General features: G+C 66.7%; 31 protein-coding genes. 30 read left to right on the forward strand and 1 reads right to left on the reverse strand.

Annotation, left to right across the window (positions count from 1 at the left end):
* Positions 1-136 precede the first annotated feature (136 nt).
* The 12 genes from Q4A20_RS04945 to rpsQ all read left to right on the forward strand — a co-directional run bounded on the left by Q4A20_RS04945 (position 137) and on the right by rpsQ (position 6,620).
* A complete protein-coding gene (locus Q4A20_RS04945; protein WP_303120932.1) occupies positions 137-1,024 on the forward strand; it encodes a class C sortase in 888 nt (295 codons plus the stop codon).
* A gap of 326 nt (positions 1,025-1,350) precedes the next feature.
* Positions 1,351-1,659: a 30S ribosomal protein S10 gene (gene rpsJ / locus Q4A20_RS04950; RefSeq protein ID WP_003786051.1), complete on the forward strand. Its 309-nt coding sequence runs from the start codon at positions 1,351-1,353 to the stop codon at positions 1,657-1,659.
* Positions 1,660-1,670: 11 nt separating this feature from the next.
* On the forward strand, positions 1,671-2,333 hold the full coding sequence (rplC, locus tag Q4A20_RS04955; protein ID WP_303120948.1) for a 50S ribosomal protein L3: 663 nt from the start codon (positions 1,671-1,673) through the stop codon (positions 2,331-2,333).
* A gap of 4 nt (positions 2,334-2,337) precedes the next feature.
* Positions 2,338-2,985, forward strand: coding sequence for a 50S ribosomal protein L4 (rplD, locus tag Q4A20_RS04960; RefSeq protein WP_303120950.1), 648 nt, complete (start codon positions 2,338-2,340; stop codon positions 2,983-2,985).
* Positions 2,982-3,287, forward strand: coding sequence for a 50S ribosomal protein L23 (gene rplW, locus Q4A20_RS04965; RefSeq protein ID WP_303120951.1), 306 nt, complete (start codon positions 2,982-2,984; stop codon positions 3,285-3,287). Before rplD ends, rplW begins: the two co-directional genes overlap by 4 nt.
* Before the next feature lie 21 nt (positions 3,288-3,308).
* The gene (gene rplB / locus Q4A20_RS04970) at positions 3,309-4,145 is read left to right on the forward strand and encodes a 50S ribosomal protein L2 (RefSeq protein ID WP_303120953.1); all 837 of its coding nucleotides are present in this window, start codon (positions 3,309-3,311) and stop codon (positions 4,143-4,145) included.
* A 12-nt stretch (positions 4,146-4,157) separates the two neighbouring features.
* A complete protein-coding gene (gene rpsS, locus Q4A20_RS04975; protein WP_092533016.1) occupies positions 4,158-4,436 on the forward strand; it encodes a 30S ribosomal protein S19 in 279 nt (92 codons plus the stop codon).
* Between the two features lie 30 nt (positions 4,437-4,466).
* Entirely contained in the window at positions 4,467-4,844 is a 378-nt protein-coding gene (gene rplV, locus Q4A20_RS04980) for a 50S ribosomal protein L22 (RefSeq protein ID WP_303120956.1), read from the forward strand.
* A complete protein-coding gene (rpsC, locus tag Q4A20_RS04985; RefSeq protein ID WP_303120958.1) occupies positions 4,844-5,644 on the forward strand; it encodes a 30S ribosomal protein S3 in 801 nt (266 codons plus the stop codon). The genes rplV and rpsC overlap by 1 nt, the downstream gene beginning before the upstream one ends.
* 3 nt (positions 5,645-5,647) lie before the next feature.
* Positions 5,648-6,067, forward strand: a complete 420-nt coding sequence (rplP, locus tag Q4A20_RS04990; protein ID WP_303120960.1) for a 50S ribosomal protein L16 — start codon at positions 5,648-5,650, stop codon at positions 6,065-6,067.
* Positions 6,067-6,315: a 50S ribosomal protein L29 gene (rpmC, locus tag Q4A20_RS04995; protein WP_303120962.1), complete on the forward strand. Its 249-nt coding sequence runs from the start codon at positions 6,067-6,069 to the stop codon at positions 6,313-6,315. The genes rplP and rpmC overlap by 1 nt, the downstream gene beginning before the upstream one ends.
* A gap of 71 nt (positions 6,316-6,386) precedes the next feature.
* On the forward strand, positions 6,387-6,620 hold the full coding sequence (gene rpsQ / locus Q4A20_RS05000; protein WP_103063304.1) for a 30S ribosomal protein S17: 234 nt from the start codon (positions 6,387-6,389) through the stop codon (positions 6,618-6,620).
* A gap of 316 nt (positions 6,621-6,936) precedes the next feature.
* Here rpsQ and Q4A20_RS05005 read toward each other — a convergent pair whose 3' ends face one another.
* Complete coding sequence (locus Q4A20_RS05005; RefSeq protein WP_303120965.1) at positions 6,937-7,302, reverse strand: Imm51 family immunity protein; 366 nt, start codon at positions 7,300-7,302, stop codon at positions 6,937-6,939.
* A gap of 437 nt (positions 7,303-7,739) precedes the next feature.
* Here Q4A20_RS05005 and rplN point away from each other — a divergent pair, with 437 nt between their 5' ends.
* From rplN to rpmJ, 18 genes are all read left to right on the forward strand, one after another.
* A complete protein-coding gene (gene rplN / locus Q4A20_RS05010; protein WP_303120967.1) occupies positions 7,740-8,111 on the forward strand; it encodes a 50S ribosomal protein L14 in 372 nt (123 codons plus the stop codon).
* Between the two features lie 3 nt (positions 8,112-8,114).
* Positions 8,115-8,459, forward strand: coding sequence for a 50S ribosomal protein L24 (rplX, locus tag Q4A20_RS05015; protein WP_303120969.1), 345 nt, complete (start codon positions 8,115-8,117; stop codon positions 8,457-8,459).
* A 2-nt stretch (positions 8,460-8,461) separates the two neighbouring features.
* A complete protein-coding gene (rplE, locus tag Q4A20_RS05020; RefSeq protein ID WP_303120971.1) occupies positions 8,462-9,043 on the forward strand; it encodes a 50S ribosomal protein L5 in 582 nt (193 codons plus the stop codon).
* A 1-nt stretch (position 9,044) separates the two neighbouring features.
* Positions 9,045-9,230 (forward strand): type Z 30S ribosomal protein S14, encoded by a 186-nt coding sequence (locus Q4A20_RS05025; RefSeq protein ID WP_092532989.1) that lies wholly within the window; start codon positions 9,045-9,047, stop codon positions 9,228-9,230.
* A gap of 58 nt (positions 9,231-9,288) precedes the next feature.
* Positions 9,289-9,687: a 30S ribosomal protein S8 gene (gene rpsH, locus Q4A20_RS05030; RefSeq protein ID WP_303120973.1), complete on the forward strand. Its 399-nt coding sequence runs from the start codon at positions 9,289-9,291 to the stop codon at positions 9,685-9,687.
* A 21-nt stretch (positions 9,688-9,708) separates the two neighbouring features.
* Entirely contained in the window at positions 9,709-10,248 is a 540-nt protein-coding gene (gene rplF / locus Q4A20_RS05035) for a 50S ribosomal protein L6 (protein WP_303120975.1), read from the forward strand.
* 2 nt (positions 10,249-10,250) lie between these two features.
* Positions 10,251-10,625 (forward strand): 50S ribosomal protein L18, encoded by a 375-nt coding sequence (gene rplR / locus Q4A20_RS05040; protein ID WP_303120977.1) that lies wholly within the window; start codon positions 10,251-10,253, stop codon positions 10,623-10,625.
* Positions 10,626-10,656: 31 nt separating this feature from the next.
* Positions 10,657-11,364 carry a 30S ribosomal protein S5 gene (gene rpsE / locus Q4A20_RS05045; RefSeq protein WP_303120979.1) on the forward strand — a complete coding sequence of 236 codons (708 nt, stop codon included), beginning with the start codon at positions 10,657-10,659 and terminating at the stop codon, positions 11,362-11,364.
* Entirely contained in the window at positions 11,364-11,579 is a 216-nt protein-coding gene (gene rpmD, locus Q4A20_RS05050) for a 50S ribosomal protein L30 (RefSeq protein ID WP_303120981.1), read from the forward strand. Before rpsE ends, rpmD begins: the two co-directional genes overlap by 1 nt.
* 1 nt (position 11,580) lies before the next feature.
* Entirely contained in the window at positions 11,581-12,051 is a 471-nt protein-coding gene (rplO, locus tag Q4A20_RS05055; protein WP_303120983.1) for a 50S ribosomal protein L15, read from the forward strand.
* 343 nt (positions 12,052-12,394) lie between these two features.
* The gene (secY, locus tag Q4A20_RS05060; protein ID WP_303120985.1) at positions 12,395-13,687 is read left to right on the forward strand and encodes a preprotein translocase subunit SecY; all 1,293 of its coding nucleotides are present in this window, start codon (positions 12,395-12,397) and stop codon (positions 13,685-13,687) included.
* Positions 13,684-14,268: an adenylate kinase gene (locus Q4A20_RS05065; protein WP_303120987.1), complete on the forward strand. Its 585-nt coding sequence runs from the start codon at positions 13,684-13,686 to the stop codon at positions 14,266-14,268. The genes secY and Q4A20_RS05065 overlap by 4 nt, the downstream gene beginning before the upstream one ends.
* 20 nt (positions 14,269-14,288) lie before the next feature.
* Entirely contained in the window at positions 14,289-15,170 is an 882-nt protein-coding gene (gene map, locus Q4A20_RS05070; RefSeq protein WP_303120988.1) for a type I methionyl aminopeptidase, read from the forward strand.
* 173 nt (positions 15,171-15,343) lie between these two features.
* Entirely contained in the window at positions 15,344-17,992 is a 2,649-nt protein-coding gene (locus Q4A20_RS05075) for a sialidase family protein (protein WP_303120990.1), read from the forward strand.
* A gap of 61 nt (positions 17,993-18,053) precedes the next feature.
* Positions 18,054-18,671 (forward strand): alternate-type signal peptide domain-containing protein, encoded by a 618-nt coding sequence (locus Q4A20_RS05080; protein WP_303120991.1) that lies wholly within the window; start codon positions 18,054-18,056, stop codon positions 18,669-18,671.
* Positions 18,649-19,293: a signal peptidase I gene (locus Q4A20_RS05085; protein ID WP_303120993.1), complete on the forward strand. Its 645-nt coding sequence runs from the start codon at positions 18,649-18,651 to the stop codon at positions 19,291-19,293. The genes Q4A20_RS05080 and Q4A20_RS05085 overlap by 23 nt, the downstream gene beginning before the upstream one ends.
* Positions 19,294-19,483: 190 nt before the next feature.
* Complete coding sequence (gene infA / locus Q4A20_RS05090; protein WP_303120995.1) at positions 19,484-19,705, forward strand: translation initiation factor IF-1; 222 nt, start codon at positions 19,484-19,486, stop codon at positions 19,703-19,705.
* Between the two features lie 33 nt (positions 19,706-19,738).
* Positions 19,739-19,852: a 50S ribosomal protein L36 gene (rpmJ, locus tag Q4A20_RS05095; protein WP_009748913.1), complete on the forward strand. Its 114-nt coding sequence runs from the start codon at positions 19,739-19,741 to the stop codon at positions 19,850-19,852.
* Positions 19,853-19,992: the final 140 nt, after the last annotated feature.

The raw sequence follows: 19,992 nt of genomic DNA on the forward strand, positions 1-19,992 counted from the left end.
ATATAAGCGGCCGTGTCAGCGGACCATGTCTGTGGGCTTAGAAGCCTGACGGCGTGGCGGGGAGGGCATGATTCTTCCCGCCACGCCGTGCGCGTGTCGGTAACTTCAGGACAGCTTCAGGAGAGGATAACCGCCGTTGAGCTCCCTCAGGCCCGGGCTCTCTCGCAGCATCCGGGGCGAAGCTGTAACGTGGCGCCTATCGCGTTCGGCCCTGGTATCGGCTCTGCTGGCCCTGGTCGGCATGCTCGTATTCGCCTACCCGACCGCTGCGAGTCGGATCTCCCAGTACAACCAGTCCAAGGTGGTGTCGGACTACGCCGAGGCGGTTGAGCACGCGCATCCCGACGCCGCCACACAGTTGGCGCGGGCACGGGCGTACAACGCGGCTCTCAGCGCCGGAGCCGTCTTAGAGGCCAACGGTAACGTGCCGGTCGGCAGGGGACACTCCGGAGCCGAGCTCGACTACGGTGCGATCCTGGATGCCAACGGCGACGGGCTGATGGCGCGGCTGCGCATCGCTGCGATTGACCTGGACCTGCCCGTCTACCACGGAACCTCCGATGAGACCCTCCTGGAGGGTCTGGGACACCTGGAGGGGACTTCGCTGCCCGTGGGCGGCGTGGGCACCAGAGCCGTGATCACCGGGCATCGGGGCCTGGCGACTGCGACCATGTTCACCAATCTCAACCGGGTCTCCGCCGGCGACGAGTTCACCATTGAAGTCTTCGGAGAGGTGCTCACCTACCGCGTCATCGAGACCAAGGTCGTCGAGCCCGCGCAGACCGAGGAGCTGCGGGCGGACTCGGAGCGAGACCTGGTGACCCTGGTGACGTGTACGCCCCTGGGTGTCAACACCCACCGGATTCTGGTGACGGGAGAGCGGATTGCGACGTCCGCCCCGCAGGTGGTCGCGGGCGCGCGTCCGCAGGTGCCGCGCTTCCCCTGGTGGGCCGTGGTGTTGGCACTCGGTGTCCTGCTCGACGGCGTATACCTTTGGCGCACGGGCATTGTGCGCCACACGTGACTCACAGGACCAATGATGCCGGGAGTATCGGGGCCCTTGCGACACGCCCGAGCGCGTGGACCCGTGCGCGGTCTCACAGGCCCGGCGGGGTCGCTCGGCTTCCGCATCTGGGCCGAGCGCTGATAACGTAGGCCAGCCGGCGGACACCCAGCCCGCTTAGGCCGCACCGGGGGCCCACCCCGGAATCCAGTCTGACGGACCCGATCGCCATCGGGTTTCCGTGTGTCCAGGCCGGTTCACCAGCCCGCAGGGGTCGAGGTGCGCGTCGCGAAGCGACACGCCCGAGCGCGTGGACCGGTCACCGAAAGCAAGAGAGGTTAGGCGCCATGGCGGGACAGAAGATCCGCATCCGGCTCAAGTCCTACGACCACGAGGTCATTGACTCCTCGGCGCGCAAGATCGTCGACGTCGTGACCCGCGCGGGCGCGACGGTCGTGGGTCCGGTGCCGCTGCCGACCGAGAAGAACGTGTTCTGCGTCATCCGGTCGCCCCACAAGTACAAGGACAGCCGTGAGCACTTCGAGATGCGCACGCACAAGCGGCTGATTGACATCGTCGACCCGACGCCGAAGGCCGTCGACTCGCTCATGCGGCTCGACCTGCCGGCTGACGTCAACATTGAGATCAAGCTCTGAGGACTGAAGCCATGACAACCAATCCGCCCTCCGCGGCGCCCACGAAGGCGCTGCTCGGCACCAAGCTCGGCATGACCCAGGTCTGGGATGACAGCGGTGCTCTGCGTCCGGTGACGGTCGTGCGCGTGGACACCAACGTGGTCACTCAGGTCCGCACCGTCGAGACCGACGGCTACGAGGCCGTCCAGCTCGCCTTCGGCGACATTGACGAGCGCAAGGTCACCAAGCCTCTCGCCGGCCACTTCGCCAAGGCCGGGGTCGCCCCGCGCCGGCACGTGGCCGAGGTGCGCACCTCGCTCGCCGGCGAGTTCACCCCCGGCCAGGAGTTGAAGGCCGACACCTTCGAGGTCGGCCAGCTCGTCGACGTCACCGGCACCTCCAAGGGCAAGGGCTTTGCCGGAACTATGAAGCGGCACGGCTTCGCCGGCGTCGGAGCCTCGCACGGCGCCCACCGCAACCACCGCAAGCCCGGCTCCGTCGGCGCCTGCGCCACGCCGGGCCGCATTTTCAAGGGCCTGCGCATGGCCGGCCGCATGGGCCACGCCACCACGACCGTCCAGAACCTCAAGGTCCGCGGCGTCGACACCGACAAGGGCGTGCTGCTCATGGGCGGCGCCATCCCCGGCCCCAAGGGCTCGGTGGTCGTCATCCGCACCGCCGTGAAGGGAGCCTGACACCATGGCTAAGACCATTACCGTCGACATCGTCGACTCCGAGGGCGCCAAGACCGGCACCGCGGAGCTGCCCGGCGAGATCTTCGACGTCGAGCCCAACATTCCGCTGATGCACCAGGTGGTCGTCGCCCAGCTGGCGGCGGCCCGCCAGGGCACCCACGCCACCAAGACTCGTGGAATGGTCCGTGGCGGCGGCCGCAAGCCGTACCGCCAGAAGGGCACCGGCCGGGCTCGGCAGGGCTCCATCCGCGCCCCCCAGTTCACCGGCGGCGGCACCGTTCACGGCCCGCAGCCGCGCGACTACTCCCAGCGGACCCCGAAGAAGATGAAGGCCGCGGCGCTGCGTTCGGCGCTGTCGGACCGCGCCCGCAACGGCCGCATCCACGTCATCACCGAGTTCGTCACCGCCAAGAAGCCGTCCACCAAGTCGGCGCTCGCCGCCCTGCGTAACCTCACGGACCGTCCCAAGTCCCTGGTGGTCGCCCTGGGTGACGACGACCTCACCCGCCTCAGTCTGCGCAACGCCCCCGAGGCGCACGTGCTCCAGGCGGACCAGCTGAACACCTACGACGTCCTCAACTCCGACGACGTCGTCTTCACCGCCGCCGCCCTGGACGCCTTCCTGGGCAAGGGTGAGGAGGAGTCCAAGTGAGCTTCGTGAAGAGCAAGAACCCCCGCGACGTCATCATTGCGCCGGTCGTCTCCGAGAAGTCCTACGCCTGCATGGACCGCGGGCAGTACACCTTCCTGGTGGCCCCGGACGCCAATAAGACCGAGATCAAGATCGCCATCGAGTCCATCTTCGATGTCAAGGTCGCCTCGGTGAACACGCTCAATCGTCGCGGCAAGACCCACCGCACCCGCACGGGCATCGGCAAGTCGAAGGACACCAAGCGCGCGATCGTGACACTGCGTGAGGGCACCATCGACATCTTCGGCGACGTGACGGACTGACACGGAAGGTAGAAGATCGAGATGGGAATCCGTAAGTACAAGCCGACGACCCCGGGTCGCCGCGGCGCATCCGTGGCCGACTTCAGCGAGTTGACCCGCAGTCGGCCCGAGAAGTCGTTGGTGCGGCCGCTGAGCAAGTCCGGTGGCCGTAACTCAACCGGCCGTATCACCACCCGCCATAAGGGCGGTGGCCACAAGCGCGCCTACCGCCTGATCGACTTCCGTCGGCATGACAAGGACGGCGTGCCCGCGAAGGTGGCGCACATCGAGTACGACCCCAACCGCACCGCCCGTATCGCCCTGCTGCACTACCTGGACGGCGAGAAGCGCTACATCCTCGCCCCCGAGGGGCTGCGCCAGGGCGACCGCGTCGAGTCCGGTCCCGAGGCCGACATCAAGCCCGGTAACTGCCTGCCGCTGCGCAACATCCCCACCGGTACCGTGGTGTACGCCGTCGAGCTGCGCCCCGGAGGAGGTGCGAAGATCGCCCGCAGCGCCGGCACCTCGGTGCAGCTGGTCGCCAAGGAGGGCAAGTACGCGCAGCTGCGCATGCCCTCCGGTGAGATCCGCAATGTTGAGGCCGCCTGCCGGGCGACCGTCGGCGAGGTCGGCAACGCCGAGCAGGCGAACATCAACTGGGGTAAGGCCGGCCGCATGCGCTGGAAGGGCGTGCGCCCGACCGTCCGCGGTGTGGTCATGAACCCGGTGGATCACCCCCACGGCGGTGGTGAGGGCCGCACCTCCGGTGGCCGTCACCCCGTCTCGCCCTGGGGTAAGCCTGAGGGCCGTACCCGTCGTCCCAACAAGTCCAGTGACAGGCTTATCGTGCGCCGTCGCCGGACCGGCAAGAAGCGCTGATAGGAGCCAGTCATGTCGCGAAGCCTTAAGAAGGGTCCCTTCGTCGACGACCACCTGCAGAAGAAGGTGGACGTCCAGAACGAGAAGGGCACCAAGAATGTCATCAAGACCTGGTCCCGTCGTTCGGTGATCACGCCGGACTTCATCGGGCACACCTTCGCCGTTCACGACGGCCGCAAGCACGTCCCGGTGTTCGTGACGGAGTCCATGGTGGGTCACAAGCTCGGTGAGTTCGCTCCCACCCGCACCTTCCGTGGGCACGTCAAGGACGACCGCAAGGCGCGTCGCTGACGGGCGCCGGAGAGTTTGAGAGGCAAGAACATGGAAGCCAAGGCGCAGGCCAAATACGTGCGCTGCACGCCGATGAAGGCACGCCGGGTCGTGGACGTGGTCCGCGGCAAGCGCGCCGTCGACGCCGTGGGCGTGCTGCGTTTCGCACCGCAGGCCGCTGCGGTGCCCGTCCGCAAGGTCATCGAGTCCGCGATCGCCAACGCCCGGTACAAGGCCGAGCGCGACGGTGAGCGCTTCGACGAGAACGACCTGTTCATCACCGAGGTGTACGCAGACGAGGGACCTACCCTCAAGCGGTTCCGCCCACGCGCCCAGGGGCGTGCGGCCCGCATCCTCAAGCGCACCAGTCACATCACCGTAGTCGTCGGCGACCGCGCCGACGCCCCCAAGCAGGAAGGAGCCCGGTAATGGGGCAGAAGGTCAACCCGACCGGGTTCCGCCTGGGCATCACCACGGACCACCGTTCACGCTGGTTCGCCGACTCCACCAAGCCCGGTCAGCGGTACCGCGACTTCGTGGACGAGGATGTCAAGATCCGCCGTCTCATGGAGGACGGCATGGAGCGCGCCGGCATCTCCAAGGTCGACATCGAGCGCACCCGAGACCGGGTTCGCATCGACCTGCACACCGCCCGACCCGGCATCGTCATCGGTCGGCGTGGCGTGGAGGCCGAGCGCCTGCGGGGTCAGCTCGAGAAGCTGACCGGGAAGCAGGTCCAGCTCAACATCCTCGAGGTGCGCAACCCCGATATGGATGCGCAGCTGGTCGCCCAGGGCATCGCCGAGCAGCTGGCCAGCCGTGTCTCCTTCCGCCGCGCCATGCGCCGCGGGCTGCAATCGGCCATGCGCGCCGGCGCCAAGGGCGTGCGGGTACAGTGCTCCGGCCGTCTCGGCGGCGCCGAGATGAGTCGTAGCGAGTTCTACCGAGAGGGCCGCGTGCCGCTGCACACCCTGCGGGCGAACATTGACTACGGCTTCTACGAGGCCAGGACCACCTTCGGTCGCATCGGCGTGAAGGTGTGGATCTACAAGGGCGACATGACCGAGCGCGAGTTCGCCCGCCAGCAGGCCGAGTCCACCCCGCGTGGACGCGGTCGCGGTGAGCGTCGCGGACGCCGCGGTGAGCGCGCCCCGCGCCAAAGCGAGCAGCAGGTCGAGCAGGCGCCGGCCCCAGAGAACGCTGCCCCCGATCAGGGAACGGAGGCCTGAGCCGTGCTCATCCCCCGCCGTACCAAGTACCGCAAGCAGCACCGCCCGCACCGTTCGGGCATGTCCAAGGGCGGCAACCAGATCTCCTTCGGCGACTACGGCATTCAGGCCCTCGAGCCCGCCTACGTCACCAACCGGCAGATCGAGGCGGCTCGTATCGCCATGACCCGCCACATCAAGCGCGGCGGAAAGGTGTGGATCAACATCTTCCCGGACCGTCCGCTGACCAAGAAGCCGGCCGAGACCCGTATGGGCTCCGGTAAGGGTGCGCCGGAGTGGTGGATTGCCAACGTCAAGCCCGGACGCATCATGTTCGAGCTGGGCGGCGTTGACGTCGACCTCGCCCGTGAGGCCATGCGTCGCGCCCAGGCCAAGCTTCCGATGAAAACCCGTTTCGTGACTCGTGAGGGTGGTGATGTCTGATGGCCATCGGTTCCAAGGGGCTGACCCCCGCCGACCTGGACGCCATGGACAATGAGCGACTCGCAGAGGAGCTCTCCAAGGCGAAGGCCGAGCTGTTCAACCTCCGGTTCGCCTCGGCGACCGGGCAGCTCGAGGATCACGGCCGCATGAAGGCCGTGCGTCGGGACATCGCCCGCATTTACACCATCGTGCGCGAGCGCGAGCTCGGCATCCGTACCGCTCCGAGCACCGAGGAGGAGGCCAAGTGAGCGAGCAGACCACCCAGGACGAGACCAGCCAGAAAGAGCAGGCCGGCGCCCCGGAGCGCAACCACCGCAAGGTGCGTCGCGGTTACGTCGTGTCGGACAAGATGCAGAAGACCATCGTCGTAGAGGTGGAGGAGCGCTACAAGCACTCCCTGTACGGCAAGGTGCTGCGTCGCTCGAAGAAGTACAAGGTCCACGACGAGCACAACGACGCCCACCCCGGCGACCTCGTGCTCATCATGGAGACGCGTCCGCTCAGCGCGACTAAGCGCTGGCGGCTGGTGGAGATCATTGAGAAGGCCAAGTGACCGCTCGTAGGGGCCGGTAGATCGCTGGTCCGCTCCGCCCTCATCACAACGACGACGTCGCAGCCTCCGGGGCAGCCCGGGCTGCGGCGTCGTCTTATTGGACGGAGAGCTGTCGGGGCTCTTCGTGTTCGACCTCGTGGTGGGGCCTCCGGGTGGTTGTTTGTGTGCGCGTCCCGGTGCGCGCGGTGCGTGGCGTGATGGGCAGGCGCAGGAGGGGTGCACCTACTTGGACCGCGTTCCCCCCAGTTGGACCCGGTTCCCCCGGTTGGACCGCCTGAGACAGCATCTAGGGCGGTCCAAGTGAGGCAGTGGGGAATCAGTCGTCGAAGTCGAAACCGTCCGCGTCTGCCGCAGTGACGAGGGCGGTCAGTGCGCCTGGATCCGTCAAGTACGGAACGAGCGCTTGCGACAGCCGTTCCATCAAGGTGCGGGTGCCATAGGCACTGAACGTGTCGCCCTCGGGGTCGGTCTCGACTTCGGGGAGCTCACCAAGCTCGACCAGACGCTGAACCACACCGGCCCAGAAGTAACCGTTGGGCTCGTGGCCGAGCTCGGCGACTCGCTCGGCCGTGCGCGGTCCGCCGACGTCGAAGTGTAAAGACCACTGGTTGAACTCGGGTAAGTTGCGCAGGCGGAGATAGCCGGGGAGCTGCAAGGACGCAGCTGCATCGGAAGGGGCCATGATTGCCTTTCTGGGCGATCGCGTACAGTGGCAGCGAGCTTACAGGGCATCGGTGCGAGTTACCGGCATGGCCGACTTCCTTCTGAGTTGTCCCGATTGTCCGAATCGTTGAGGCCCGCCCCGGCTCGGGAGAAGCCCGCTGCCACCTCGTAGAGGTGGCACGGCCGGTCGGCTCACAGTGGTGAGCAAAGGCACAGGCCCGTACTTCCGGCTCGACTACCGGCCATTCCCGGCATTGCACTAGGGTTGGGGAGTTGCGCGCGCCCTCGGTGCGCCCGGCAGAGACCTCGTGCCAGTGCGCGTGTGTCTGTCGGCATCGGCGTGCCGAGACCAGACCCGCCGTCGGTGGGTCGTGCGCACATGCAGGAAGAACGTTCGGCCAGGCTCATCCCGCCAGGCGCGGGTTGAGAACCGGCTCGACGACAGGAGAACACTCAATGATCCAGCAGGAGTCGCGACTGAAGGTCGCCGACAACACCGGTGCCAAGGAGATCCTTTGCATCCGGGTACTCGGCGGCTCGGGTCGGCGCTATGCGGGCATCGGCGACCAGATCGTCGCCACCGTTAAGGACGCCATCCCCGGCGGCAACGTCAAGAAGGGCGAGGTCGTCAGGGCGGTGGTGGTGCGCGCCGCCAAGGAACGTCGCCGCCCGGACGGCTCGTACATCCGCTTCGATGAGAATGCGGCCGTCATCATCAGGGATAAGGACGGTGAGCCGCGCGGCACGCGCATTTTCGGCCCCGTCGGCCGTGAGCTTCGCGAGAAGAAGTTCATGCGTATCGTTTCACTAGCCCCGGAGGTGATCTGACCCATGGCACGCGTAAAGAAGGGCGACCAGGTCATCGTCATCGCCGGCAAGGACAAGGGCAAGACCGGCCGTGTCCTTCGGGTCATTCCGAAGGAGGACCGGGTCGTCGTTGAGGGTGTGCAGCGCGTCACCAAGCACACGCGCCCCACCCAGACCGCCCAGGGGGCCCGCGCCGGTGGCATCGAGACCGTCGAGGCACCCATCCACATCTCCAACGTGATGCCCATCGACCCCAAGACCAAGCAGCGTACGCGCGTCGGTTTCCGGGTCGAGGAGGGCGTGCGTCCCAACGGCCGCAAGCGCACGGTGCGCGTGCGCTACGCCAAGAAGTCCGGGGAGGATCTGTGACCATGGCCGAGAACACCGTTGAGACCACGGCCAAGGCTGTCGCTCCGCGACTGAAGGCCAAGTACACCGACCAGGTGCGTCCCGCCCTGCAGGAGGAGTTCAATCACTCCAACGTCATGGAGGTCGGGCGCGTCACCAAGGTCGTCGTCAACATGGGTGTGGGTGAGGCCGCCCACGACTCCAAGCTGATCGAGGGCGCGATCCGTGACCTCGCGGCCATCACCGGCCAGAAGCCGCAGGTCACGCGGGCGCGCAAGTCGATCGCCCAGTTCAAGCTGCGTGCGGGCCAGCCCATCGGTGCCCACGCCACGCTGCGCGGCGACCGCATGTGGGAGTTCCTGGACCGGCTGATCTCCATCTCACTGCCGCGCATCCGCGACTTCCGCGGGCTCAGCCCGAAGCAGTTCGACGGCAACGGCAACTACACCTTCGGTCTCACCGAGCAGTCCGTGTTCCACGAGATCGATCCCGACGCCATCGACCGCGTGCGCGGTATGGACATTACCGTGGTCACCACGGCCAAGACCGACGAGGAGGCCCGCTCGCTGCTTAAGCAGCTCGGCTTCCCCTTCAAGGAGAAGTGACATGGCAAAGACCTCTCTGATCGCGAAGGCGAACCGCAAGCCGAAGTTCGGCGTCCGGGCCTACACGCGCTGCCAGCGCTGCGGCCGGCCGCGCTCGGTGTATCGCAAGTTCGGCCTGTGCCGCATCTGCCTGCGCGAGATGGCCCTCAGCGGCCAGCTCCCCGGCGTGAGCAAGTCCAGCTGGTAAGAACTTACGTCGCAGGTCCGAGGAGGAAACCGCGACGAGGAAGGGCGCAGGCCCACTAATGACAATGACAGACCCAATCGCAGACATGCTGACTCGTCTGCGCAATGCCAACAATGCATACCACGAGACCGTCTCCATGCCCTCCAGCAAGCTGAAGGTGAACATCGCCAAGATGCTTCAGTCCGAGGGCTACATCGACGGATACGAGGTGACTGACGCACAGGTCGGGAAGACGCTGACGCTGAACCTGAAGTACGGCTCCAACCGGCAGCGCGCCATCCAGGGCCTCAAGCGCATCTCCAAGCCCGGTCTGCGTGTGTACGCGAAGTCCACCAACCTGCCCAAGGTCCTCGGGGGCCTGGGGGTGGCGATCCTGTCCACCTCCTCCGGTCTGCTGACCGACCGGCAGGCGGAGTCCCGGGGCGTAGGCGGCGAAGTGCTCGCCTACGTCTGGTGAGAGAAGGAGCGGAGAAGAACCATGTCTCGTATTGGACGCCTTCCCGTCCCGGTTCCCGCCGGAGTGGACGTCACCATTGAGGGGAACGAGGTGACGGTCAAGGGCCCCAAGGGTACTCTGACCCGCACCATCGCCCAGCCGCTGACGGTCGAGCGCCAGGAGGACGGCTCCATCCTGGTGTCCCGCCCCGATGACGAGCGCCGCTCGCGTTCGCTGCACGGCCTTTCCCGGACGCTGATCAACAACATGGTCATCGGTGTCACCGAGGGTTACTCCAAGCAGTTGGAGATCGTCGGCACCGGTTACCGCGCCGCCCAGAAGGGCACCGGCGTCGAACTGTCCCTCGGTTTCTCCCACACCGTTGTAGTCGATGCTCCCCAGGGCATCGAGTTGAAGGTGGACGGCACCACCAAGGTGATCGTCTCGGGCATCTCCAAGGAGCAGGTCGGCGAGGTCGCCGCGAACATTCGCAAGATCCGTCCGCCGGAGCCCTACAAGGGCAAGGGCGTGCGTTACGCCGGCGAGAACGTGCGCCGCAAGGTCGGAAAGGCTGGTAAGTGACCATGGCTTACGCGATCAAGAGGGACAAGACCAAGGCCGTCGCCCGCAAGATCCGCCACCAGCGTGTGCGCAAGCGCGTGGGCGGTACGCCCGAGCGCCCGCGGCTGGTCGTCAGTCGATCCAACCGCCACATGGTGGCGCAGGTCATCGACGACACGATCGGCCACACGCTCTGCTCCGCATCCACTCACGAGGCCGCCGCACGGGGCGTCGAGGGGCACAAGGTCGGCGCCGCCCGCCGCGTCGGCGAGTTGGTGGCCGAGCGCGCCAAGGCGCTCGGTATTGAGAAGGTCGTGTTCGACCGCGGCGGATTCAAGTACCACGGTCGCGTCGCGGCCGTAGCCGAGGGCGCCCGCGAGGGCGGCCTGGAGTTCTGAGCCAGACGACGAGAAAGCTAAGGAGTTTCTGATGGCTGCACCGCAGCGAGACAGGTCCGCGTCGTCCGACGGCTCGGCCCGGCGTGAGAGCGACCGCGGCGAGGGCCGCGGGCGCCGTGACCGCAACAACGACCGCCGCGACCGGGGCACCGGCCGGGGCAATGACGACAAGTACATCGAGCGCGTCGTCACCATCAACCGCGTGTCCAAGGTCGTCAAGGGCGGCCGCCGCTTCACCTTCACGGCGCTGGTCGTCGTCGGTGACGGAGAGGGCACGGTCGGCGTCGGCTATGGCAAGGCGAAGGAAGTTCCCGCCGCCATTGCCAAGGCCGTCGAGGCGGCGAAGAAGGAGTTCTTCCACGTCCCGATGATCCGGCGCACCATTCCGCACCTGGTCCAGGGCGAGGACGCTGCCGGCATTGTGCTGCTGCGTCCGGCCTCACCCGGTACCGGAGTCATCGCCGGCGGTCCGGTGCGCGCCGTCCTGGAGTGCGCCGGCGTGCACGACATTCTGTCGAAGTCGCTCGGCTCCTCGAACGCGATCAACATCGTCCACGCGACGGTTGCCGCGCTCAAGCAGCTTGAGCAGCCGGAGACGGTCGCGGTTCGCCGGGGCCTGCCCCTGGAGGAGATCGCGCCGCAGTCGATGCTGCGCGCCCGCGCCGAGGGCGAGGCCGCCAAGCGCGCCGAGGCCGAGAAGAAGGAGGCCGAGAAGGCCGCTGAAGGAGTGGGTGTGTGATGGCTGACGCAGCTACCGCAAAGACACAGCCGGACGCCCGGCAGATCAAGGTCACTCAGGTCCGTTCCGGCATCGGGGGCACCCGTCGTCAGCGCGAGACCCTCAAGTCCCTTGGCCTGCGCCGGATCCGCCAGTCCGTGGTCCGCGAGGACAACCCGTCGGTGCGCGGCATGATCGCCAAGGTGGCGCACCTCGTCACCGTTGAGGAGGCCTGAGATGGCTGACACGAAGAAACACGAGGAGGGGCAGATCATTCGTCTGCACGACCTCCGCCCCGCTCCGGGGGCCAAGAAGGCCAAGACCCGTGTGGGTCGGGGTGAGGCCTCCAAGGGCAAGACCGCCGGTCGCGGCACCAAGGGCACCAAGGCTCGCTACCGGGTCCGCCCCGGTTTCGAGGGTGGCCAGATGCCGCTGCACATGCGTCTGCCCAAGCTGCGCGGTTTCCGCAACCCGAACCGGGTCGAGTATCAGCCCGTGAACGTCGGGCGCATTGCCGAACTGTTCCCGGAAGGCGGCCAGATCGGCGTCGAGGACCTGGTGGCCCGGGGTGCTGTGCGCAAGGGCAAGCCGGTCAAGGTCCTGGGCGGCGGTGACGTGGCGGTGAAACTCGATATCACCGTCGATGCCTGGTCCAACTCCGCCAAGGAGAAGGTCGAGGCCGCGGGAGGAACGCTCGCGGGTCGCTGATCGGGCCCCGGCCGCCAATGCTGGGGTGACCGGAGCGCATAGCAGACACAAGGGCTCAGGCCGGGCCGGGGATGACCCCGGTACCCGGCCTGAGTTCTTGTGCGGTCACCGCCGTCGCAGCGTGAGGATCCTCGGATCGCCCGGTAACAGTTCTCTCGCGTGACCGATACCCCGTTCCCCAGGGCCCCACGGGCGTGGTGTCGGCGGCCCGGAGGGGTAGGGTGGCCCAGGGCTGTACTCTGGGGGTGTCCTCCGGGTGCGGTCCGGGCGTCCGCCGATGCGTAATATGCGCCGGTGGGCACGCCGCCCCACGTCCAACCATCAGCCGTACACAGGAGACCGAGTGTTCAATGCATTCATCCAGGCGTTCAAGACGCCGGATCTGAGGAGAAAGCTCCTGTTCACCCTGGGAATCATGGCGTTGTTCCGCTTCGGCTCGGTGCTGCCCACCCCCGGCGTGGATCTGGCCAACGTGCAGATCTGTGTGGGGCAGAGTTCGGATGAGGGACTGCTCGGCCTCATCGACGTCTTCTCCGGCGGCGCCCTATTGCAGCTCAGTGTGTTCGCGCTGGGCATCATGCCCTACATCACCGCCTCCATCATCATTCAGCTGTTGCGCGTGGTGATCCCGCGCCTTGAGGAGCTGTACAAGGAGGGGCAGTCCGGTACCGCCAAGCTCACCGAGTACACCCGCTACCTGACCATCGGGCTCGGTGTGCTCCAATCGGCCACCATCGTGGCCACGGCCGCCAACGGTAACCTGTTCACCGGCTGCTCGGTTCCGGTGATCCCCAACGACTCTCCGCTCAACCTGGCGCTGATGATCGTCACCATGACCGCCGGCACCGGCCTGATCATGTGGCTGGGCGAGTTGATCACCGAGCGCGGCATCGGCAACGGCATGTCCCTGCTGATCTTCACTTCGATCGTGGCCCAGATGCCGCAGAACCTCTTCTCGATCCTGGGCGGGTCCGGCGGACTGTCCCGTTTCCTGGCGGTGGTCGCCGTCATTCTGGTTGCCACACTTGCGGTGGTGTTCGTCGAGCAGGCCACCCGCCGCATTCCCGTTCAGTACGCCAAGCGCATGGTGGGACGACGCCAGTACGGCGGTTCAACCACCTACATCCCCATCAAGATCAACACCGCCGGCGTCATCCCGGTCATCTTCGCCTCCTCCCTGCTGGCCATGCCGCAGCTGATCGCGCAGTTCGGCAGCCCCACCAGTTCATGGGTGCAGTGGATCGCCACCAACCTGGGGCAGACGGACACGCTCTACCTGGTCGCCTATGGCGCGCTAGTCTTCGCCTTCACCTTCTTCTACACGGCCATCACCTTCAACTCCGAGGAGATCGCCGACAACATGAAGCGGTACGGCGGTTTCATCCCCGGAATCCGCGCCGGCGAACCGACGGTGCGCTACCTCAGCTACGTCATTAACCGGCTCACTGCGGCGGGTGCGGTCTACCTGCTGATCCTGGCGCTGTTGCCGACGCTGGCCGTCATGCAGCTGGGTCTGTCCCAGAATCTTCCGTTCGGTGGTACGACCATCCTGATCATGGTGGGGGTCGGGCTGCAGACGGTCAAGGAAATCAATACGCAGCTGCAGCAGCGGCACTACGAAGGGTTCCTCGCATGAGCGCACGTATGGTCATCCTCGGCCCTCCTGGGGCCGGCAAGGGCACACAGGCGGCACGCATCTGCGAGCACCTGGGCGTGCCGGCCATCTCCACCGGCGACATCTTTCGCGCCAACGTGGCCGGTGACACCGAGTTGGGCCGACAGGCCAAGCGGTACATGGATGCCGGCGAGTACGTGCCCGACTCGGTCACCAACGCCATGGTCGCCGATCGTTTGGCCGCCGATGACGCCGCCGGCGGATTCCTGTTGGACGGTTACCCGCGTACCGAGGCGCAGGTGCATGAGTTGGACGCCATACTGGCCGGAGCCGATCTCGCTTTGGATCTGGTCCTGGAGATCACCGCCGACGCCGAGGTAGTGGTGCAACGGCTGCTCGGCCGTGCCGCCGAGCAGGGGCGCGCCGACGACACCGAGACGGTCATCCGGCGCCGCCTGGAGGTGTACGCCGAGCAGACCGAGCCGCTGGCGGCCCTTTACGAGCAGCGGGGGCTGCTGGTTCGCGTCGACGGCGTGGGCGGACTGGACGAGGTCACCGGCCGCATCATGACGGCGCTCGCCTCCCGCGGCGTGACCGCCTGAGCGGCGCCGGACGGATCGCCGTGTTGACGCGGGAGCGTATCGAGTTCAAGACCCCCGACCAGGTGCGCCTGATGCGGCGGGCCGGGCTCGTCGTCGCTGATATTCATGCGGCGCTGCGCCAGGCGGTGCGCCCCGGCATCACGACCGGTGAGCTGGATGCGGTCTCGGCCGACGCGATCACCCGGGGCGGAGCCCGCTCCAACTTTCTTGGCTACCACGGCTTCCCGGCGACGGTGTGCGTCTCCGTCAACGAAGAGGTAGTGCACGGCATCCCGGGTGAGCGGCTGCTTCAAGCCGGTGACCTGGTCACCTTCGACTGTGGTGCGTACATCCTGGACGATGACGGCAACCAGTGGCACGCAGATGCCGCCTTCACCACCGTCGTCGGCGGCAGCTACGCCACCGAGTCCGATCGGGTGCTGGATGCCACCACCCGCCAGGCCCTGTGGGATGCGATCGCTGCCATTGCCCGGGCTGGGGCCGGGCGGGCCGGCGGACGTTCCGGCAGCCTGAATGTTGTGGGCGACGCCGTCGAGGCGGCGGTTGCGGCGGCGACCGAGCGGGAGGGCGTGCGCCTGGGCATTCTGCAGGAGTATGTGGGGCATGGCATCGGCACTGCCATGCACATGGCCCCCGACGTGCTCAATTACTCGGTCAAGCGCAGGGGGCCGCGTCTGCGGCCCGGCATGGTGCTTGCCGTCGAACCCATGCTGACCGCCGGCGCCGCGCACGTGGATGAGCTCGACGACGGCTGGACCGTGGTCACCCGGGACGGCTCCCGCGCCGCCCAATGGGAGCACACGGTGGCGGTTGTGCCCGGGGGAGTGTGGGTGCTGACCGCGTCCGACGGGGGAGTGGAGGGTCTGGCCCCCTACGGCCTGGAGCCCCGTCCGCTCGACTGACCCAACCCCCTTCCCGCCGGGACCGGCACAAGGTACGTGCCGGGGCTGACTGTGCAGTAATGCCGGTTACACGTGAGTTGTGTCAACCACCGGTCGGCGCTACACTCATCGAGACGTCAGACGTCACATGTCTGATGTATTAGTGGCAATGACGCCTACCCGAGAGGAATCCCATGAGACCAAAGCGGTTCTGGTTGCACCGGCTGGGGGTGCTGCTGGCATCCGGAGCTTTCGTCGTCGGCCTGACGGCCGCCCCGCCCGCCGCGGCAGTCGAGGTGGACGCGGCCGAACTCGATGTGGAGATCGTGCTAGATCCGGACTACGGCCCGAAGGAGGTGTACGACATCGGCGAGACGATCGGTTTTCAGCTAAAGGTCACCAACAAATCGGCACAGACGCGTTCGGTGACCGTCACCGACTCCAACCTCACCAACTACGCCGGATGCAAGTGGCGTGCGATCGATCCCGGAGTCACCAAGACGGACTGCAAGGCCTCGGCCGCGAACCATTTCATCACGCACGTGGTCACGAAGGAGGACGTCCTGGCGGGCTCTTTCACGCCCAGTGTCGCGCTGAAGACGCAGCAGGCAGGCTACCTGGGAGACACGATCGCCACCACCGGAACGATCACCGGAGAACCAGTGGCGGTGCACGCATCGCACTTCTGGATCGAGGCGCTCAGTACCGACGTGGACACCGAGACGACCTTCCGTGCCGGGGATGAGGTTGTTTACACCGCCACGCTCGCCGGTGTCTCCCCGCACCACGCCTACTCGGTCGTCGAATCCTCATTCGACACCGTGGGTCAGTGCGCGCCCGACGGCGCAGGGGTCGTCAGTTGTGGCCCTCTGACTCACACCATGACCGACGCCGATGCGCTGAACCAGACCTGGCAGCCCAAGGTCGCCGTCGCCGCCGTCGACGCCGCGGGCGGCGAGGTGCACCGGGAGGTCCTCGCCGCCGCCGCTTTGAATGTCGCCGGCGATTACCCGCAGGCCGTACCGGCGCCCGCCGTCGACGCCGATCCGAGCCTTTCGGGAGACATCACCGCGCCGGTTGCGTTGGCGGAGAGCCGTAGTGGAGTCAACTACCGGATTCCGGCTGTAGCGACTGCGCCGAACGGGGATTTGCTGGTCTCCTACGACGAGCGCCCCACTGGAAATTGGATGGCCAGTGGGGGTGACTCTCCCAACCCGAACTCAATCGTCCAGCGTCGCTCCACCGACGGCGGCAAGACGTGGGGACCGCCCACCTACATCCACCGCGGCAACCCCACCACGGATACTTCGCAGATTGAGGGCTACTCGGACCCGTCGTACGTGGTGGACCAGCAGACCGGCGCGATATTCAACTTCCACGTTAAGAGCTTCCGGGCCGGTCTTCCTAACGCCTCCTCGCGGGACAACCACCCGGACAACCGCGATGTGGTCCACGCCGAGGTCTCGGTCTCCACCGACAACGGATACACCTGGACGCACCGGGTCATCACCGAAGTCGTGAATCCGGACAAGTCCAGCGTTTGGCGCTTCGCCGCATCCGGTCAGGGCATCCAGATTCAGAACGGCCCCCACGCCGGTCGACTAGTGCAGCAGTTCACCGAGGCTCCCTACCGCGGCGGCCCTCAGATCGCCTTCTCCGTCTACTCCGACGATCATGGCGCCACGTGGCAACGCGGTCAGGGTGTTGGCACCCACATGGATGAGAACAAGGTTGTGGAGCTGTCCGACGGCTCGCTCATGCTCAACTCCCGCGATCGGGACTCCTCGGGACGCAGGATCGTGGCACTGTCGCGTGACGGCGGCCAGACCTGGACCGGCGAGCGCATGGCTCAGGACCTGCCCGACTCGCGCAACAACGCCCAGCTCATCCGCGCATTCCCCAATGCCACCGGTGACGACCCGCGGGCGAAAGTACTGCTGTTCACCAATGCGTCCGGATATCCGGGCACCGGCTCATGGAGTGTGCGCGACCGGGGCACGCTCTCGGTCTCCTGCGATGACGGCAACACCTGGCTGGGGGCCAACAAGCGTGTCTTCAATGCCGGCAACACCGGATACTCGACCATTGCCGTTCAGCAGGACGGCCGACTCGGCCTGGTCAGTGAGGACAATGGCAGGGGCATCTACTACCGCAGCCTGCCGCTGAGTTGGATCGGAGCTGCGTGCCCGACCGTGACGGCAACCGGGACGCAGGTGGAGGCGGGCGTTCGTGAGGCGCAGATCGCAGTGGCCATTACCGATGCCGTCGGAACCGCTCCGAGTGGGACGCTTGCCGTAACCGGACTGCCGGAGGGCTGGAGCGCTCAGGACGTAGAACTCGAAGCCGGGGCGGAAGGCGCCATTCGTCTGGCCTTGCCGCGTGACGCGGCCGTCGGGGAGCACGCGCTGACCGTTGAGATGCGTGCCGCAGATGGCACGGTGATGGCGACGACGAATGCGGTCGTGAATGTCACTGCCGCCGTACGACCGGCCTATGTGGAGCAGGTTGCTGCTGCGGGCTCCGGCACGGTGCTGTTCGGTGACTGGGACGGTGACGGCCGGGCCACCTATGGCGTGCGCGTAGGTACGCGCGTAGTCCTTTACGCCGAGAACGCCAATGACGCGAAACCGTTGACCGTGCTGGTGCTCGGACGCGCCGCCGACCGGGTGTACGTGGGCGACTGGGACGGAGACGGCCGTGACAGCCTCGCGCTGGTGCGAGGAACCACCGCTCTGCTGCAAACGCACCCGCTCAGTGCCGCCACGCAATCGATCAAGGTGCCCAAGGGCGACTTGGAAGTGACGCGCCAGGAGGGCAAGGACGTGCTCGTCCCCAAAGCCTGAACGCAGGTCTCATCCGAATCCGATTTCACCAGCATCAACTCAATTGACAAGGAGAACATTCATGTCCCGTTCAACCCGCGCCTTAGTGGCCATTGGCGTCGCCGCCGCGCTCGTAGCCGGATCCGGTGCCACGTTCGCCCGTTGGTATGACGAACGTGCGATCGATCCGGGCCAGATCACCACGGGGAGCCTGTCGCTCAGCGCCGTCGAGGGGTCGGACTCGTGGCTGATCAATCGGGCCAATGAGGACTCCGACGCCGAGCCCTCCGTACCCTTCAATCCCGCCGTCGACCGGGTGGTGCCCGGGGACGTGGTCAGCTACACCACGAAGGTCAAGGTGAACCTGGTGGGCAAGAACCTGCAGGCCTCCTTCGCCGTCCTGCCCCCGGATGCCAAGGGACTGGGCGATGACATCGTCGCCCAGGTGGACAGTGCCGAATGCGAGGGCGCCAATATGAGTCTGCTCACCGAGGCCGACAACGGCAAGACCTGCACCGTGAGGACCACCATCACCTATCCGATCGGCGCGGATGACACCACCTCGGCGCTGCCGGAGAAGAACCTCGGCAACTCCGAAGGAATTCACGGTGATGGCTGGCAGGCCGCGCCCCAGGCGCAGGAGCGGACCATCAGTCTCGACGGATACAAGCTTGTCCTTGAGCAGAACGCGCGTCCCTGAACACGTCCGCCCCCGCCCGCTTGTGGTGCGCCCTTTGGCGGCTGTGGCGGTGAGCGTCGTTGAGGCGCTCGCCGCCACGGTGGTGCTCGCGGCGGTGATGCTCCTGTACCTGGTTCCAGCCGCGACCGGCTGGGCGCCGCTGACGGTGTTGACCTCGTCGATGTCGCCCGGCATGCCGCCGGGCAGTCTGGTCGTCGTCGAACCGGTCAGTCAGAAACGGGCGGCGCGTCTGGCCATAGGCGATGTGGCCACCTACCTGCCTAGTGCGGGCAGTGATGCGCTTATCACTCATCGCATCGTCGGAATGTCCGCAGGCATCGATGGGGCCGTCACATACGTCTTCCAGGGCGACGCCAATCCGCAGGCGGATCCAGACCCGGTCCGTCCCGAACAGATCCGTGGGCTGAGGCGCTACCACGTGCCCGCTGCGGGGCGCGTGCTCACACTCCTGCAGCCGGGTGAGAAGCAAGTCGGCAGGACTGTGCTGGTAGGGGGACTGGTGGTGTACGCCCTGTATCAGGTCCGAGCCGCCGTCAGCGAGCGCCGTGGACCCCGTGCGGACCGGCGCCGGCGACACGCGCAGACCGAGCTGCCCAGTGTGTCGGGAAACACCGATGGATAGTGCCCCTCCGCGGTGGTCAGCCGTGGAGGGTTTGCCGTATTGTTGGGCTCCGGCGCGCCTAAGACGTGGCGCCCTGCAGCATGCCCGCCGGATTGTCGGTCGTGGCGCGGCGGGGTGGCCGGCCCGGTGCGCCGACCGGCGGCGTCGTCGCCGGGAGGAGTTTCCAGCGAGAAAGCACCGACGGAGGAACATGGCTAAGAAGGACGGCGTCATCGAGGTCGAGGGATCGGTCGTCGAGGCCCTTCCGAACGCGATGTTCCGGGTTGAGCTTAGCAACGGGCACCTCGTGCTCGCGCACATCTCCGGCAAGATGCGACAGCACTACATCCGCATCCTGCCGGAGGACCGCGTGGTTGTTGAACTCAGCCCCTACGACCTTTCCCGGGGCCGCATCGTCTACCGGTACAAGTGACAGTCCTCCCCACCGGGAGGACGGAGGAACATCATGAAGGTCAAGCCGAGCGTTAAGAAGATCTGTGACAACTGCAAGGTGATTCGTCGTCACGGCCGTGTCATGGTCATCTGCGACAACCCGCGGCATAAGCAGCGTCAGGGCTGACACCCGCATGTCGTCGGTGCACCACCGGCGGCAGATAATTCAGCACCCGTCCCAGTGGCGCCCCGCGCCACCACCCCCGGTTCCTGGAGGCCGGAGCCACCGGCAGACGGTGGAGAGGACGGGTGACGACCTCCGGGAAC

Source organism: Actinomyces sp., from assembly GCF_030530635.1.
Classification (GTDB): domain Bacteria; phylum Actinomycetota; class Actinomycetes; order Actinomycetales; family Actinomycetaceae; genus Actinomyces.

Coding starts and splice junctions, on each gene's coding strand:
- rpsS (WP_092533016.1), top strand. CDS start 4,158: ATGTCGCGAAGCCTTAAGAAGGGTCCCTTCGTCGACGACCACCTGCAG.
- rplO (WP_303120983.1), top strand. CDS start 11,581: ATGGCTGACACGAAGAAACACGAGGAGGGGCAGATCATTCGTCTGCAC.
- rplX (WP_303120969.1), top strand. CDS start 8,115: ATGGCACGCGTAAAGAAGGGCGACCAGGTCATCGTCATCGCCGGCAAG.
- rplB (WP_303120953.1), top strand. CDS start 3,309: ATGGGAATCCGTAAGTACAAGCCGACGACCCCGGGTCGCCGCGGCGCA.
- rpmD (WP_303120981.1), top strand. CDS start 11,364: ATGGCTGACGCAGCTACCGCAAAGACACAGCCGGACGCCCGGCAGATC.
- rpsH (WP_303120973.1), top strand. CDS start 9,289: ATGACAATGACAGACCCAATCGCAGACATGCTGACTCGTCTGCGCAAT.
- rpsC (WP_303120958.1), top strand. CDS start 4,844: ATGGGGCAGAAGGTCAACCCGACCGGGTTCCGCCTGGGCATCACCACG.
- rplD (WP_303120950.1), top strand. CDS start 2,338: ATGGCTAAGACCATTACCGTCGACATCGTCGACTCCGAGGGCGCCAAG.
- rplV (WP_303120956.1), top strand. CDS start 4,467: ATGGAAGCCAAGGCGCAGGCCAAATACGTGCGCTGCACGCCGATGAAG.
- rplF (WP_303120975.1), top strand. CDS start 9,709: ATGTCTCGTATTGGACGCCTTCCCGTCCCGGTTCCCGCCGGAGTGGAC.
- rplR (WP_303120977.1), top strand. CDS start 10,251: ATGGCTTACGCGATCAAGAGGGACAAGACCAAGGCCGTCGCCCGCAAG.
- Q4A20_RS05025 (WP_092532989.1), top strand. CDS start 9,045: ATGGCAAAGACCTCTCTGATCGCGAAGGCGAACCGCAAGCCGAAGTTC.
- rpmC (WP_303120962.1), top strand. CDS start 6,067: ATGGCCATCGGTTCCAAGGGGCTGACCCCCGCCGACCTGGACGCCATG.
- Q4A20_RS05080 (WP_303120991.1), top strand. CDS start 18,054: ATGTCCCGTTCAACCCGCGCCTTAGTGGCCATTGGCGTCGCCGCCGCG.
- Q4A20_RS05005 (WP_303120965.1), bottom strand. CDS start 7,302: ATGGCCCCTTCCGATGCAGCTGCGTCCTTGCAGCTCCCCGGCTATCTC.
- rplC (WP_303120948.1), top strand. CDS start 1,671: ATGACAACCAATCCGCCCTCCGCGGCGCCCACGAAGGCGCTGCTCGGC.
- rplN (WP_303120967.1), top strand. CDS start 7,740: ATGATCCAGCAGGAGTCGCGACTGAAGGTCGCCGACAACACCGGTGCC.
- infA (WP_303120995.1), top strand. CDS start 19,484: ATGGCTAAGAAGGACGGCGTCATCGAGGTCGAGGGATCGGTCGTCGAG.
- rpmJ (WP_009748913.1), top strand. CDS start 19,739: ATGAAGGTCAAGCCGAGCGTTAAGAAGATCTGTGACAACTGCAAGGTG.
- Q4A20_RS05065 (WP_303120987.1), top strand. CDS start 13,684: ATGAGCGCACGTATGGTCATCCTCGGCCCTCCTGGGGCCGGCAAGGGC.
- rplE (WP_303120971.1), top strand. CDS start 8,462: ATGGCCGAGAACACCGTTGAGACCACGGCCAAGGCTGTCGCTCCGCGA.
- rpsJ (WP_003786051.1), top strand. CDS start 1,351: ATGGCGGGACAGAAGATCCGCATCCGGCTCAAGTCCTACGACCACGAG.
- rpsE (WP_303120979.1), top strand. CDS start 10,657: ATGGCTGCACCGCAGCGAGACAGGTCCGCGTCGTCCGACGGCTCGGCC.
- Q4A20_RS05075 (WP_303120990.1), top strand. CDS start 15,344: ATGAGACCAAAGCGGTTCTGGTTGCACCGGCTGGGGGTGCTGCTGGCA.